Here is a 15,986-nt window from a genome sequence, read left to right on the forward strand (position 1 = left end):
CATGGGTCTGCAATTGGGTTTTGCCGCGCTGCTGTTATTGCTGATTGCACTGGCGGGGTCGACTTTCCGCATTCTGCGCGAATACGAACGCGGCGTGGTGTTCCAGCTCGGACGCTTCTGGCAGGTCAAGGGTCCGGGTCTGATCCTGCTGATTCCGGCGGTTCAACAAATGGTCCGTGTCGACCTGCGGACCGTGGTGCTCGACATACCGCCACAAGACGTGATTACCCGCGACAACGTCTCGGTCAAGGTCAATGCAGTGCTGTATTTCCGCGTGCTCGATCCGCAACGGGCGATCATCCAGGTCGAGGACTTTCTCATGGCCACCAGCCAACTGGCCCAGACCACGTTGCGGGCGGTGCTCGGTAAACATGAACTCGATGAATTGCTGGCCGAACGGGAACGGCTGAACGTCGACGTCCAGCAAGTGCTCGATGCCCAGACCGATGCCTGGGGCATCAAGGTGGCCACCGTCGAGATCAAGCACGTGGACCTCAACGAATCGATGATTCGCGCCATCGCCAAACAGGCCGAAGCGGAACGGGAACGCCGGGCCAAGGTGATCCACGCCGAAGGCGAATTGCAGGCCTCGGAAAAACTCATGCAGGCTGCCGAAATGCTCGGGCGTCAGCCGGGGGCCATGCAGTTGCGTTACATGCAGACGCTGAGTGCGATCGCGGGGGACAAGAGTTCAACCATCGTCTTCCCGCTGCCGATCGAGTTACTCAAGGGGATGGCGGATTTGTCGTCAAAATCCTGAGCCGATCTTTTTCCAACGCCTCATACGGTTCCCGCGCCCAGTGTTCCACCCGCTCACGAAGCAGCTCCGAGGCTTCGCGACGCTTGTCATCGCCGTCGCCGACAAACACCTGCGACGGCTGCTTGGCATGTTGTCCCACTGCCGCAAACACTTGCCGGCGCTGCTCGATGTCCAACGCAAAGAACGCTGCCAACCGCCCCGCCATCGCCTGCGGCAGTTCGCTGTAATTCACCGCCCAGCCGCCAAATGCCTGGCATTGCGCCAACCCCGACGCCAGCAACCGCCCCAATCGCCGAGCGATGTAATCCTCACGGCTGCTGAATGGAAATTCGTCATCCAGCACACTGGCGCCGATCATCCCCGGCACCATGTGCATGCCCGGGCGACGCAGATGCGAGACAGCAATTTCCAGCGGATCGCGATAAAGAAACAGCCACGGCGTTTCGGGGAAGCACTCACGCAGCAACGGCAGTTCACCGATGTTCCAGGCGTCGAGTTTGATCACCAACCGTCGCTCCACGCCACGTCGACATTGCCCGTAGGCCGACAGTAACCCTTTGATCGCGGCACGGCGCTCGATGGCAGGCAAATCGCTGCGCAGCAACGCGTCCAGTGGCGGTGGTTCGCTGATGACAATGTGGTTGTCGAGTCGCGCCAGCATCTGGCTGATCAGGGTCGAGCCACAGCGGGACGCGTGAAAGATAAAGGCGCTCGGCGTCAGGCCGGGACTGCAAGCCCGCCAGTCCGCGAGGGTCGACAACGCCGTTTTCCGCCGAAACGCCTGATTGAACGGCAGCCGCAGCGCATCCTCCACGGCGTCACGAAAAAACGGCTGATGCAGCCGCGTGTCACCGAACCAGCACCAATCGACTTGCCATTGCCCAGCCTCTTGCCACAGGCGAATCGGCAACCAGCCTTCGAGGTTCAGGCGCTCCATTGTTCAGTCCACTGGCGACGACCGTCGCGCATCGCCGCACGCAATTCTTCGCGGGTGAACACAAGGCCACGCTCGGCGGCCAACTCCAGGGTGCGGGCGATAAAGGCTTCGTTGTCCCGCAATCCCTGCAAGGTCTTGCACAGCTGCGGATCGCCGGCCAGCAGTGCCTTGAATTGCTCTAAAGCTTGATCACCGACTAGCGGCGACGGCGTGGTTGCCACCCCATCGATAATCGCCTGCTCCAGCCAAGCACCGGGCCGGCAATCGAGCACCAGATGAATTCGTGCCCGGGTATCGCGATTGTCCACGCGATGAGGTCGCGCCAGGTCGAGGTACCAGCATTCGCCAGCGGTCATCGGCATGCGCTGGCCGTCCAGCATGAAGTCCACTTGAGGTGGGCTGAGCAGCGGGATGTGCAGACGCAAGTCCGCATCCGGCTCGCCCAGGTCATAGTCGCGATGCTCATGGATGCGCCCGCCCGGGCCAAGTCGCAACAGGCGCGCGCAGACGATCTCCAGCGGCAGATCCCGCAGGCCTTGCTGCCATCGACCATCCCGTCGCCAGGGTTCGCGCCATTGAGGCTCGCCGCGACCGGGTGCCAGTTCCGTCAAGGCATCGGTTGCGGAAATCAGCGCCACGCCGCTCCAGTCGCCCGTGTAATAAGCGCTGTTGAAATGACCGTGCCAGTCGCCCTCACCGATCGCCGCCAGCGCCTGCAACAGCAACGGCAAATCCACCGTCACCGGCAACCGTGAGAATGCCGGCCGGCTCATCGTTTTGGCAGTACCGCACATTCACCGAGCCAGGTCAGTAAGCGGTCGAGACAGGCCTCCACCGACAGCGCGCCCGTGTCGAGCACCAACGACGCACACGGCGGTGGTTCGTAAGGCGCAGAGACACCCGTGAACCCCGCCAACTCACCCCGTCGAGCACGGGCGTAGTGACCTTTGGGATCACGCTGTTCACACACTGCCAAAGAGGCGTTGCACCAGACTTCGCGATAATCCTCACCCAACCGTCGGGCAAACAGTTCGCGCAACTCCACCAAGGGCGCGATCATCGCGAGGATGACAATCTGCCCATTCTCGACCAACAGCGCCGCCAGTTCGCTGGCGCGGCGGATGTTTTCCAGGCGATCGCTGTCGGTGAACCCCAGATCGCGATTGAGCCCGACCCGCAGTCCATCGCCATCGAGTACCACACTCTGCACGCCATGTTCGAACAGCTCGGCGTGCAGTGCCTGGGCCAATGTCGACTTGCCCGCCGCCGGTAAACCGGTCAGCAGAATCGCCGTGCCGCGATGGCCGTTGCGGGCTTCCCGTTGGGCGCGGCTGATGCTCGCCGTCGGCGCCAGCAGGTTAGCGGACCGGGGCATGGGCCACCGGCGGTACTGAGATGTTGCCCGCCGCCCACGCCGCTTCGCGATTGGCCAGTGCGGTGGCGATGGACTGGACTTCGGTAGATTGCACTTCGTCCGGCAGCGGATCGAGACCGGCGCTGGCGAAGATTTGCCCGTAAGCGTTGCGCAGGTCAGCGTAGGACAGGTCGCGACGCAGATCGGCCTGCAACGTGTTCAGCTCGCCCTGGATCAGATCCAGTTCACCCAGCCCGGCCGCCTGATAGCGGTTGCGCAGTTGACCGACGATTTGCCCGTCGATGTTCGACAATTGCTGATTGGTCTGGAACTGCCGCAGTGCTTCGCGGTAGTTGGCGTTGGCCACGTAGAGCTGGGCCAACACTGCGATGGACATCGCCTGACGACGTGCCGTGGCGACTTCCTCACCAGCCTTGGCGACGTCGATCGCGGCGGGTGCGGAAATCACATTGAACAGGTTCCAGGTGACTTTCACCCCATAATCCGCCCAGCCCTGCTCCACCAGAAACGAGTTGCTGTCGTAATGCCCGCCAGCGGAGAACTCCAGCCCTGGTAACAGGCGCAGCATGGCTTTGCGGGTTTCGGCCGCGCTGATGCGGGTCTGGTAATCCTGCTCGCGCAACTCCGGCCGACTGGTCAGCGCTTCCTGCTCCAGGCTGGCGAGGTCGACCTTGAGTTCCGGAATGACGTAATCGTCCTGGGTCGCCAGCGTCAGCTCGGTATTCAGTGGCAGGTTGATCAGGGTCGCCAACTCGGTTTTTGCCAGCGACAGCGCGCGGCGTTGCTCTTCCAGTTGCCGGGTGGCTTCGATCAGCGAGCGCTGATAAGCCAACGACTGGATCGGATCACCGATACGCTGTTGGCTCATGCTCTGGCTATTCTCACGGGCGGTGTCGACTCGGGCCATGAGGCTGTCGATCTGCTTGAGCAAACGTTCGGCGGCCACGGCTCGCCAATAGGCCGAGCGCACGTCCTGGACGATGGTGTTGATCACCTTGCGCCGCCGCTCCTGCACGATCAGCCGCTGATCACCCTGCTGCTTGGCGCTGATGTAGCTGACGCCGAAGTCGAGCACGTTCCAGACCATGGTCAGGTCCGCCACGTCACGGTCGCGGTCCTGGGAGGTCGACGGTTCCAGAGACTGGGTGCCGGTGCGCACGCTCTGACTGCTGGAGGCGTTGACGTTGTTGCGCCCCACGTAACCGGCATCCAGCGCCATGCGCGGCAGCATGTCGAAACTGGCGAGGTCAAGTTGGCGCTTGGCCAGGGCTTCTTCCATGATCTTGAGCCGGCCTTCGAGGTTGTATTTCACCGCGCGGGCCATGGCCTGGTGCAGGGTCAGCGGGCCGCTGAGGGGCTCCTGACCCTTGTACATGTTTTGCAGATCGCTTTTGGCGCGCTGTTGGCTGACGCTGCGTTCGATCGGTTGACTGGTGACCGCACATCCGCTGATCGCCAGCGCCAGCAGGCTGGCGCCGAACAACTTATGACTTCTTTTCATCCTTGTATTGCCCCCGGTACCGCACTGCCTTTAATGGTTTTTTCAGGCCTGCATTTCACTGATGCCGACTTGCTGCAAAGCCGCGGCCAGGCTGTCGACCTGCCGCTGCTCGGTGTCTTTGAGCTGTTGTAATTGCTGGCCAAGACTCGGTGCGCCAAACACGCCGCGCAGCCCTTGGGAAGCATCCCCCGCCCTGATTGACTGATTACCAAAGATGTTCAGCGAATCCCCCTCGCTACTGGTGGCCTGATTGAACAGGCTCGACAGCGTGCTGCTGCCGAAGACCCCGCCATCGCCCCCGCCAAAGCCGAGGAAGCCGTGGCCTGAGCCATCGCCGCCGTTGTCGCTGCTGCTGAATACCTGCGCGATAAAGCTTGGCGCCAACGCCCCGTGGTTCATGAAGATGTCACCCAGAGGGCGAATGCCATTGCCGATCACCCGTTGTTCAAACAGCGGGGCAAAGGTCAGCGGCGAGCCGAGATCGCCAGTGGGTGGGGTGAAGATGATCGGTTGCAATGGCACGTTCGGTGGATCGGCCACGACCACCGGTGTCAACACCAAGGGGGGTGGCGTCGGTACGGTGTCGATTGTGTAGTTATTGGATACCGCGACGCTGGCGCCCAGGTTGCCCGCCAGGTCCGTCACATTGCTGGTGTCCAGCGCAATGAAATTACTTGGGTCGGTAATGTTCGCGGTGGGCGTGAAGGTGCCGGTCCAGGTCTTGCCGCCATCGCTGCTGGACAGATTGGTCAGTTCACCGTTGGTCACGCTCAGGTCCGACAAGTCGAAGTTGCTGACCGCTTCGCTGAACGTGAAGGTCACCAGTGTCGTCTGGCCAATTCCCAACACCGGATTGGCAACCACGATGCTGACGGTCGGGCGGGTCGCATCGAGCGCATAGTTGTTGGAGATGGCGATGCTGGCGCCGGCATTGCCCGCGGCGTCGAGCACATTGCCGGTGTCGAGCAGGATCAGGTTAGTCGCATCATTGATGCTTGCGGTCGGCGTGAGTGTGGCGGTCCAGGTCACTCCGCCGTCGCTGCTGGCCAGGTTGGACAAGACGCCATTGGCCACGCTGAGGTCGGACAGGTCGAAACCGGACACCGCTTCGCTGAAGGTAAAGGTCACCGTGGTGGTCTCGCCGATACCCAGTTTATTGTCCGCGACCACAATGGTCGCGGTCGGACGCACGGTGTCGATGGCGTAGTTGTTGGAGTCGGTCACACCGACGCCGCTGTTGCCCGACACGTTGGTCACACCGCTGTTGTCCAGGCGGATCAGGTTAGTGGTGTCCGTGACGCTGGCGGCAGGCGTGAAAGTCGCCGTCCAGGTCACGCCGCCATCGCTGGACGAAACGCTGCTGAGGGTGCCGTTGGCAACCGTCAGGTCAGCATTGGTGAAACCGCTCACCGCTTCGCTGAAGGTAATGGTCACCAGCGATGTTTCACCGGCCTTGAGGGCGTTGTCGGCAACTACGATGGTGGCGGTCGGCACTTGGGTTTCCACTACATAGTTGGCCGAGTTGGTGGTGCCCGCTCCGGTATTGCCGGCCACGTCCGACACGCCGCTGTTGTTCAGGGTAATGATGTTGCTGGCGTCGGTAATTCCGGCAGTCGGGGTGAAGGTCGCGGTCCAGGTGAGGCCGCCGTCGCTGCTGCTCACCGCGCTCAAGGTCCCGTTGGCGACGCTCAAGTCACTGTTGTCGAAACCCGTCACCGCTTCGCTGAAGGTGATGGTCACCAGGGCGCTTTCCCCCGGTTTCAGGGTCGAATCACTCAACACGATGGTCGCCGTCGGACGCTGGCTGTCGATGGCGTAGTTGTTGGAATCAGTGGTGCCGCTGCCGGCGTTGCCCGCCAGGTCGCTGATCCCGGTGTTGTCCAGGGTGATCAGGTTGGTGGTGTCGTTGACGCCCGCCGAAGGCGTGAAGGTTGCGGTCCAGGTGATGCCGCCGTCGCTGCTGCTCACCGCGCTCAGCGTTCCGTTGGCGATGGTCAGGTCGGCGTTGGTGAAACCGCTGACCGCTTCGCTGAAGGTGATGGTCACCAGCGAGGTTTCGCCGATTTGCAGCGCCGTGTCCGCGACCACGATGGTAGCCGTCGGGCGCACGGTGTCGATCGCGTAGTTGTTGGAATCGGTGGTGCCGCTGCCCACGTTACCGGAGGCGGCCGCCTGCACGCCGGTGTTGTCCAGGGTGATCAGGTTGGTCGCGTCGGTGATGCTGGTGGTCGGGGTGAACGTTGCCGTCCAGGTGATGCCGCCATCGCTGCTGCTCACCGCCGTGAGCGTACCGTTGGCGATGGTCAGGTCGGCATTGGTGAAACCGGTCACCGCTTCACTGAAGGTAATGGTCACCAGCGACGTTTCACCGATTTTCAGCGCGTTGTCGGCCACCACGATGGTGGCCGTTGGCAGCACCGTATCGATGGTGTAGTTGCCCGAGTTGGTGGTGCCACTGCCGGTGTTGCCGGCCACATCGGTCACACCGGTATTGTTCAGGGTGATGACGTTGCTCGTGTCATTCACGCCGGCGGTTGGGGTGAAGGTCGCGGTCCAGGTGATGCCGCCATCGCTGCTGCTCACTGCCGTGAGCGTACCGTTGGCGATGGTCAGGTCGGCATTGGTGAAACCGGTCACCGCCTCGGAGAAGGTGATCGTCACCAACGATGTTTCTCCGGCACTCAGGGCGGCGTCCGCCAGGACGATGGTGGCCGTCGGGCGTTGGCTGTCGACGGCGTAATTGTTGGAGTCGGTGGTGCCGCTTCCAGTATTGCCGGCCCCATCGGTCACCCCGGTGTTGTCCAGGGTAATCAGGTTGGTCGCATCGGTGATGCTCGCTGCCGGTGTCAGGGTGGCGGTGTAGGTGATGTTATCGCTGGTGCTCAGACTGCTCAGGGTACCGTTGCTCACCGTCAGGTCGGCGAGGCTGAAGCCGGTCACCGCCTCGGAGAAGGTGATGGTCACTACCGAAGTCTGACCCACCGCCAGCGCCGAGTCCGCGACCACGATGGTGGCCGTCGGGCGCACGGTATCGATGGCGTAGTTGTTGGAATCGGTGGTGCCGCTACCGGCGTTGCCCGAGGCGTTGGTCACACCGCTGTTATCCAGGGTGATGACGTTGCTGGTGTCGGTGATGGCGCTGGTCGGGGTGAACGTGGCCGTCCAGGTGATGCCGCCGTCGCTGCTGCTCACCGCGGTGAGCGTACCGTTGGCGATGGTCAGATCGGCGTTGGTGAACCCGGTCACCGCTTCGCTGAAGGTGATGGTCACCAGTGAGGTTTCACCGATGTTCAGCGCATTGTCGGCCACCACGATGGTCGCCGTCGGCAGCACCGTATCGATGGTGTAGTTGCCGGAGTTGGTGGTGCCGCTGCCGGTGTTTCCGGCCACGTCGGTGACACCGGTATTGTTCAGGGTGATGACGTTGCTCGAGTCATTCACGCCGACGGTCGGGGTGAAGGTCGCGGTCCAGGTGATGCCGCCATCGCTGCTGCTCACCGCAGTGAGCGTACCGTTGGCGATGGTCAGGTCGGCGTTGGTGAAACCGCTCACCGCTTCGCTGAAGGTGATGGTCACCAGCGAAGTTTCACCGGCACTCAAGGTGGTGTCTGCCAGGACGATGGTCGCGGTGGGACGGACCGTGTCGATGGCGTAGTTATTGGAATCGGTGGTGCCGCTGCCGGCGTTGCCCGCCAAATCGCTGATCCCGGTATTGTCCAGGGTGATCAGGTTGGTGGTGTCGTTGATGCTGGCGCTCGGGGTGAAGGTCGCCGTCCAGGTGATGCCGCCGTCGCTGCTGCTCACCGCACTCAACGTGCCGTTGGCGATGGTCAGGTCGGCGTTGGTGAAACCGCTCACCGCTTCGCTGAAGGTGATGGTCACCAGCGAGGTTTCGCCAATTCTCAGCGCTGTGTCCGCGACCACGATAGTGGCTGTCGGGCGCACGGTGTCGATCGCATAGTTGTTGGAATCGGTGGTGCCGCTGCCCACGTTACCGCTGGCGGCCGCCTGCACGCCGGTGTTGTCCAGGGTGATCAGGTTGGTCGCGTCGGTGATGCTGGCGGTCGGGGTGAACGTCGCCGTCCAGGTGATGCCGCCGTCGCTGCTGCTCACCGCGGTGAGCGTACCGTTGGCGATGGTCAGGTCGGCGTTGGTGAAACCGGTTACGGCCTGATCGAAGGTGATGGTCACCAGTGACGTTTCGCCAATTTTCAGTGCGTTGTCGGCTACCACGATGGTCGCGGTCGGCGGGGCGGTGTCGATCACGTAGTTGTTCGAGTTGGTGGTGCCGCTGCCGGTGTTGCCCGCCAGATCACTGACTCCGGTGTTGTTCAGGGTGATCAGGTTGGTGGTGTCGTTGATGCCCGCCGAAGGCGTGAAGGTCGCCGTCCAGGTGATGCCGCCATCGCTGCTGCTCACCGCACTCAGCGTGCCATTGGCGATGGTCAGGTCGGCGTTGGTGAAACCGCTCACCGCTTCGCTGAAGGTAATGGTCACCAGCGAGGTTTCGCCCGCTGTCAGCGTTGTATCGGCCAGCACAATCGTGGCGGTCGGGCGCACCGTGTCGATGGCGTAGTTATTGGAATCGGTGGTGCCGCTGCCAGCGTTGCCCGCCAGGTCGCTGATCCCGGTGTTGTCCAGGGTGATCAGGTTGGTGGTGTCGTTGATGCTCGCCGAAGGCGTGAAGGTTGCGGTCCAGGTGATACCGCCGTCGCTGCTGCTCACCGCCGTGAGTGTCCCGTTGGCGATGGTCAGGTCCGCATTGGTGAAACCGCTCACCGCTTCGCTGAAGGTGATGGTCACCAGCGAGGTTTCGCCAATTCTCAGCGCTGTGTCCGCGACCACGATGGTGGCCGTCGGGCGCACGGTGTCGATCGCATAGTTGTTGGAATCGGTCGTGCCGCTGCCGGCATTGCCGACAGCATCGATGACCCCGGTGTTGTCCAGGGTGATCAAGTTGGTCGTGTCGTTGATGCTGGCGGTCGGGGTGAAGGTCGCGGTCCAGGTAATGCCGCCGTCACTGCTGCTCACCGCAGTGAGTGTGCCGTTGGCGATGGTCAGGTCGGCATTGGTGAAGCCGGTCACCGCTTCGCTAAAGGTGATCGTCACCAGTGAGGTTTCGCCGATTTTCAGTGCGTTGTCGGCTACCACGATGGTCGCGGTCGGGCGGAGCGTATCAATGGCATAGTTGTTCGAATCGGTGGTGCCGCTCCCGGTGTTGCCCGCCAGATCGCTGACCCCGGTGTTGTTCAGGGTGATCAGGTTGGTCGTGTCATTGACGCTGGCCGAAGGCGTAAAGGTCGCGGTCCAGGTGATGCCGCCATCGCTGCTGCTCACTGCGGTAAGTGTACCGTTGGCAATCGTCAGGTCGGCGTTGGTGAAACCGCTGACTGCTTCACTGAACGTGATGGTCACCAACGAGGTTTCGCCACTGCTCAGGCTGGTATCCGCCACCACCAGGGTCGCGGTCGGGCGTACGGTATCGATGGCGTAGTTGTTCGAATCAGTGGTGCCGCTCCCGGCGTTGCCCGCCGAGTCGCTGACCCCGGTGTTGTCCAGAGTGATCAGGTTGGTCGTATCGGTGATGCTGGCGGTCGGGGTGAAGGTCCCCGTCCAGGTGATGCCGCCATCGCTGCTGCTCACCGCCGTGAGCGTACCGTTGGCAATCGTCAGGTCCGCGTTGGTGAGGCCGGTGACCGCTTCGTTGAAGGTGATGGTCACCAGCGAGGTTTCGCCGACTTTCAGCGCAGTGTCCGCCACCACGATGGTCGCGGTCGGGCGTACGGTGTCGACCGTGTAATTGTTGGAGTTGGTGGTACCGACGCCGGCTGTGCCCAGAATGTTTATCACCCCGGTATTGTCCAGGGTGATGACGTTGGTCGTATCGGAAATACTGGCGGACGGGGTGAACGTTGCCGTCCAGGTGATGCCGCCATCGCTGCTGCTGACGGCGCTGAGGGTGCCGTTGGGGATAGTCAGGTCCGCGTTGGTGAAACCGGTCACGGCCTCGGAAAAGGTGATCGTCACCAAGGACGTTTCGCCGATGCTCAGTGTGGTGTCGGCGACCACAATGGTCGCAGTCGGCGGCGGCGAGTACGCGGTGTTGAGTACACCGCCGTCGTTGTAGATTGTCGAGAAGGAGGTCGGCGAGGTGCCGGTTGTACCTCCGCCCTGCGCGGTACCGCCGGCGCCACTGCCCGCGGCATTACCGGCCAGGGCCGCGAAGTTGGCGGCCGTGATCAGCAGCGTGCCTTTGTTCCAGATCGCACCGACGCCCCGACCGCCAATGCCGCCATTACTGGCATTGCTGCCTTGGCCACCACCACCCCCACCGCCGCCACCGGCGCCGATGTTGTTGCTGATGGTCGACGTGCCGATGACGGTTATGGTGCCGCTGCTGGCGTTGTAGATCCCGCCCACAGCGTTGCCGCCGGCGCCACCTACCTTGTCCCAACCGGCCCCGCCGCCGCCACCGCCAATGGAAATCGTGCCATTGGTGGCCGTCGCACCGTTACCGCCGTTGCTGTAATAGGAAACGCCCACCCCGCCAGCACCGCCAGTGGTGGAACCACCGCGACCGCCCATGTGGGTGGCGTCATAACCGCCGCCATAACCACCGACACCGCCGCTGCCCGCCTGGCCGCCCAACGTGCCGGTGCCCGGCCCTGCCGAACCGCCATGCCCGCCGCCCTGGCCGCCCAAACCGCCGCCGCCACCGCCGCCACCGCCATAAAAAGCGCCCGTGACACCGCCGCCGCCGCCACCACCGGAAGCCCCGTTGGAGGTCACGGTAACGTTGTTCAGGGTCAGAACCCCGGCGTTGAAAATCCCCCCGGCCATCGCGCCCGTGGCACCGTAGCCGCCGTTGCCGCCATTGCCCGACACCAGGCCACGGGTGATCACCAGGCCATCGAGCGTGACGATACTGCCTGAGCTCACTTCAATCACTCGGGTCCGGTACTGACCATCGAGAATCACATCCGCCGCGCCATCGTTGTTCAAGTCGCCATCAACGGTGACGTTCTTGTTGATCAACAGTTCGGAGGTCAACTGCACCGTCATGCTGCCGCTGAAGGTGACGATATCGCCGTTCTGCGCCGAGGCGAGGGCGGCACGCAGCGAGCCGACGCCCGTGTTGGCGTTGTTGGTGGCGGTCCAGGTGGCCAGGCCCCACTGATACTCGCTCATGGCCGTGGTCGAGAGCACGTTGGCGCTTTCGATGTTGCCGGTGGCAATTTCCAGATTCCAGTCGCCACCGACCCCGGTGCGGTTGCTGGAAGCGGCGATATCACGGCCGGTCAGTTGCGCCAGCGAGTCGACGAAACTCAAGCCGCGCTCGCCTTCAGCGGTGTAGCAGCCGTAGATCAAGATGTCGCCGCCGACGTTCATGTCCTTGCCGATTTCCGCCAGCACGGCGCTGCGGGCCGCGACGTTATCGGCCGACAGATAACTGTTACCCAGCCACAGATCGCCTGCGTTGCCGTGGGCGATGATCTGCACCGAACTGATGCCCTGATGGGTATCGAGGTAGTCGGCAATCTGCTGCAAGCCGTCCTTGCCCGCGTCCAGCTGGACCACCTGAGTACCGGGCGCGACGCCTTTAAGCAGGCTGTCGGCGTCCTTGACCCGCGAATCGACGAACACCACGCTTTGCCCCGGCACCGCGACAGGCGTCGGGGTTGGCGTGGCATCGGCCTGGCCGTGGGTGTCCTTGCTGGCGACCGACTGGTCGGCAGTCGGTGCCTTGACCGCGTCGGCAGTGGTATGGCTGTCAGCCTGGGCGGTATCGGCCACCGTGGCGGCCACCGCGCCATCGAACAGCATGCGCGGCTCCAGGGACATGATCATTGGCGAGGCCAGCGCTCGTGTGCCTTGAGTAACCCGCGACTTGCCTTTGCTCCACCACATGCTGCTCACCCGGACTCGAACTTTTTGAACGGATCAATGAAAACGCCGCGATCAACTGAGCGCGGCGTCGGCTTTCATACGAATGACATTGGCGGCGCTGGCTGAGCCATCGAGCCAAAAGGACAACTCGGCGTATTGCTTGAACAAATCCGGCGGCAGGATCGTGCGCCTGGACTGCAATTGAACCTTGGCCTTCACCTTGTGCAGCCCCGAGAGGCCAAGGGCCTGGTCGAATTCCGGCGCGTCGTAGGCCAAATGATCGAAATCATGTTCGAACCAGGGTTCACCGATGAAGTCGTAGACCAGCCGCATCACCCGCTCTGGCGCCTGGCTCAGCAGGTCGTAATCGATGATCAGCAGTGAGTCGGCGTGCTCGCCGTAATAGGCTTCCTTGAGGGCGGCCCAGGAAAACCCTACTAGTCGATTGCGTTGGGCCAGGGTTTCACAGCGGCTGTAGACCGTATTGCGTTCGACCGCATCGCCGAACAGCTTGGTGTTTTCAAAGGGATTGGCGCGGTACAGGCGCTCGATGCTGTCCATGACCCAGGCGACATTGCGCACGCAGGCAATGATCTTGGCTTGAGGGAACAGATCGCTGATCGCCGGCAGGCGCGAACTCCACAAGCGGTTGGTGTCGAACACCACCGGTTTGTCGGCCTTGTCGGCGTAGTAAGAATCGAACAGGCCACGCAACAGGCGGCGGCGCAGGTCGGTGTCGATCACTGCGCCGAATTCGCTGCCGGCGCTGCATTGCTCCAGAACACCGGAAAAAAGTGCGCCCACAGGGCTGGTCATGCCGGCATGAAAACGCGGATTCTGCAAAAGAATGGCAGAAAGCAGGGTCGAGCCCGAGCGCGGCAAGCCGGAGATAAAGTGGAATTGTTGCAATCCATTCACCCGTCATTCAGTCCTTTGTACGACGGAGCGTAGACCATGAATAGCCTTACAGCTAGTGGTGTTTTGATATCAAATCGGAGCTAAATCGACTGGAAAACGCAATTTATATAACGGACTGAAAGATGAATCGTTTCAGTCCTGCCTCACCGGATTACTTCAGCACATACAAGCGTGCCTCGGCGCCGCCCGCCCGGGCATCGCTGACGCGTTGCCAGCCTGCGGGTAACGGCGCGAACTCGTCCGCCCCCTCGATGCTACCGACCAGCCATATTCGGCCAGTGCCTTTGGGCAAGGCACCAAGGCTATCCAGGTAGATGTCATTGGTCACCAGCGTGCCGAAGCCGTAGGCATTCGGCCGGCTCGACCGGCCATCGGCCATCGGCGGCGTATACAGCATCGGTTTGGCGTCGGTCTGGTTGTAATAGACGTAACTCAGGTACCAGAGCATGTCGCTGGTGACGATTCGGTCGCCGGGCATGAAGTGCTGGTTCACGTAGTTGACCATGACGCTGATCTGATCGTCGGTATCCACCGTGGCATTGTTCTTCAGCCCCACCAGCTCGACGCCGGCAAACAGCAGCAGCACGGCCATCGCCAATACCTTGAAGTCTGCGTACAAGCGATCGACGGCCAGTGCGACAACTATCGGCAGGCCCAAGGCATAAGCGGTCAGGTAACGCTCGATGAACACCGGAGAGATGAACGACACCGCAAACACCAGCAATAACGGGACCACGGTGTAAATCACCGCCAGCGCACTGCCACGGAACACACTGCGGTCGCGGGCCAGCGCCACACCCACCACGGCCACCAGCGCCAGTGGCAGCGCGATAAACATCAGCGTGGGCAAGTTCTCGCCATCGTCCTGGATCAGGAGCGACCAGATCATCGACGGCAATGAGCTGAGCGTGACAGGGGGCTCCCACCCCACATCGCCATTGGCCTTGAGCAGATCCATGTGCTGGATCAGATCGATCAGGCTGGGCACCCACGGAAGGTACAACAGCACAATGGCCACATTGGCCAGCCACCAGCCGGAGCGCTGAATGTGCCGCAGTCGATACCCTGGCTGCACACGGATCAGGCCCAGATACAGCCAGTGACACAGCACGCACAGCGCGGTGAAGTAATGGGTGTAGAACGCCGCTGTCATCAGCAGGGTGTAGATCACCAGATAGCGCGTGCGTTGTGGCCGTTTTATCCAGTACACCAGGGCGATCGTGGCACCGATCAGCCACATCCCCAACAGCGAATACATCCGCACTTCCTGGCTATAACGCACCGCCGTGGGCAATAGCGCCAGCAACACCCCGGCCAGCAACGCGGCGCGACGGGTAGCGAGCAGGTCCACCAGCCAGACGCCGAGCCCGACCGTGGCAATCCCCGGCAGCGCGCTCAGGCAGCGAATCGAAAAAATGCCATCGCCGAACAGCTCGATCCAGCCGTGCAGCAGCATGAAATACAGCGGCGGATGCACATCATGGGCTGCGTGCTCCCAGATCCCGGCCAGGGAATACTGACTCAGCAACAGGCTGGAACCTTCGTCCCCCCAGATTGCCGCCGCCGTCAGGTCGTAAAAACGCACCAGCGCAGCCAATGTCAGGATCGGCAGCAGCCAGTGCTCCCGCGCCCACCGCAATAAGCGGCGGGCAGCCGCCCATGAGCCCGGTGTCGCGTGCGGATCCTGAGTGTCACCCAGCGGTGTTTCTCTGCGCGCCTCCATTGCCTCCCCTTTTTCGACCTGATGTGCTTCGACCTGATGTGCCTCGACCCAATGAGCTTCGACCCAGTGAATACGCAATTTTCTCAAGCACTGTAGGACAGGCTCAGGTCCGTCGTCGATGCTGGCTTTACGACGGACGACGTCCGGCAATCATTCCGATCAGCGTCTACGCTTTGGCGTGGCGTGACCCAGCCACGGAGATGAACGGAGTCGGCTGATCACTGCGATCCGCCCGGATAACCGGGCCTGCGATGTGACATATCAGACACTAACCTGAGGGATGAGGAACTATGGAAGTCTTCATGGGCACTATCCAACCTTTCGCCTTTAACTTCGCCCCCAACGGCTGGGCCCTGTGCTACGGCCAGACGCTGGGGATCTCGCAATACCAGGCGCTGTTCTCACTGCTGGGAACCTACTATGGAGGCAATGGCACCACCAATTTCATGCTGCCCAACCTGCAGGGCCGCATGCCGATTGCCCAGGGCAACGGCCTGGGCCTGACCCCGCGTGTCATCGGCGAGGTCTCCGGGACCGAAAACGTCACCGCGACCATCAATAACCTGCCCAACCACACCCACGCCCTGTCCGGGCTCACGGCCACCACCACCCTGCAACTGGCCAGCCCGGCGAGCAACCCGGTCACCAACCCGACCGCGACCAACTCCTACATCGGTGCCTCGGGCGGCGGGCCAGGCTCGGCGAGCATCTACTCCGATCAGCAAGGTGCTGCGGCGGTACCGCTCAAGGGTGTCACGAGCACGGTGACGGGGGAAATCTCGTCCGCCGGCAATGGTTTGCCCATGACGGTGATGAACCCGTTCCTGGTGCTCAACTTCAGCATCGCGCTGAACGGATTGTTCCCTTCGCGTAACTGAGGGTCTG

The 15,986-nt window shown here is 62.3% G+C and carries 9 protein-coding genes; 2 read left to right on the forward strand and 7 right to left on the reverse strand.

The window, feature by feature from the left end:
• Window position 1: 1 nt before the first annotated feature.
• Window positions 2-760 carry a slipin family protein gene (locus tag AC1D2Q_RS25300; protein ID WP_019581674.1) on the forward strand — a complete coding sequence of 253 codons (759 nt, stop codon included), beginning with the start codon at window positions 2-4 and terminating at the stop codon, window positions 758-760.
• Here the strand turns inward: AC1D2Q_RS25300 and AC1D2Q_RS25305 are convergent.
• The 7 genes from AC1D2Q_RS25305 to AC1D2Q_RS25335 all read right to left on the reverse strand — a co-directional run bounded on the left by AC1D2Q_RS25305 (window position 726) and on the right by AC1D2Q_RS25335 (window position 15,101).
• The gene (locus AC1D2Q_RS25305) at window positions 726-1,697 is read right to left on the reverse strand and encodes a sulfotransferase family protein (protein ID WP_477814942.1); all 972 of its coding nucleotides are present in this window, start codon (window positions 1,695-1,697) and stop codon (window positions 726-728) included. The genes AC1D2Q_RS25300 and AC1D2Q_RS25305 overlap by 35 nt on opposite strands.
• On the reverse strand, window positions 1,685-2,470 hold the full coding sequence (locus tag AC1D2Q_RS25310; RefSeq protein ID WP_477814943.1) for an aspartyl/asparaginyl beta-hydroxylase domain-containing protein: 786 nt from the start codon (window positions 2,468-2,470) through the stop codon (window positions 1,685-1,687). Before AC1D2Q_RS25310 ends, AC1D2Q_RS25305 begins: the two co-directional genes overlap by 13 nt.
• Window positions 2,467-3,072, reverse strand: coding sequence for an adenylyl-sulfate kinase (cysC, locus tag AC1D2Q_RS25315; protein WP_477814944.1), 606 nt, complete (start codon window positions 3,070-3,072; stop codon window positions 2,467-2,469). Before cysC ends, AC1D2Q_RS25310 begins: the two co-directional genes overlap by 4 nt.
• Window positions 3,056-4,573: a TolC family protein gene (locus AC1D2Q_RS25320; protein WP_477814945.1), complete on the reverse strand. Its 1,518-nt coding sequence runs from the start codon at window positions 4,571-4,573 to the stop codon at window positions 3,056-3,058. Before AC1D2Q_RS25320 ends, cysC begins: the two co-directional genes overlap by 17 nt.
• A gap of 42 nt (window positions 4,574-4,615) precedes the next feature.
• A complete protein-coding gene (locus AC1D2Q_RS25325; RefSeq protein ID WP_477814946.1) occupies window positions 4,616-12,481 on the reverse strand; it encodes an Ig-like domain-containing protein in 7,866 nt (2,621 codons plus the stop codon).
• A gap of 51 nt (window positions 12,482-12,532) precedes the next feature.
• A complete protein-coding gene (locus tag AC1D2Q_RS25330) occupies window positions 12,533-13,378 on the reverse strand; it encodes a sulfotransferase family protein (protein WP_477814947.1) in 846 nt (281 codons plus the stop codon).
• A gap of 151 nt (window positions 13,379-13,529) precedes the next feature.
• Window positions 13,530-15,101, reverse strand: a complete 1,572-nt coding sequence (locus tag AC1D2Q_RS25335; RefSeq protein WP_477814948.1) for a glycosyltransferase family 39 protein — start codon at window positions 15,099-15,101, stop codon at window positions 13,530-13,532.
• A 290-nt stretch (window positions 15,102-15,391) separates the two neighbouring features.
• Here AC1D2Q_RS25335 and AC1D2Q_RS25340 point away from each other — a divergent pair, with 290 nt between their 5' ends.
• Window positions 15,392-15,979 carry a phage tail protein gene (locus AC1D2Q_RS25340; protein WP_018929399.1) on the forward strand — a complete coding sequence of 196 codons (588 nt, stop codon included), beginning with the start codon at window positions 15,392-15,394 and terminating at the stop codon, window positions 15,977-15,979.
• Window positions 15,980-15,986: the final 7 nt, after the last annotated feature.

This window comes from Pseudomonas sp. P1_A1 (genome assembly GCF_056406935.1).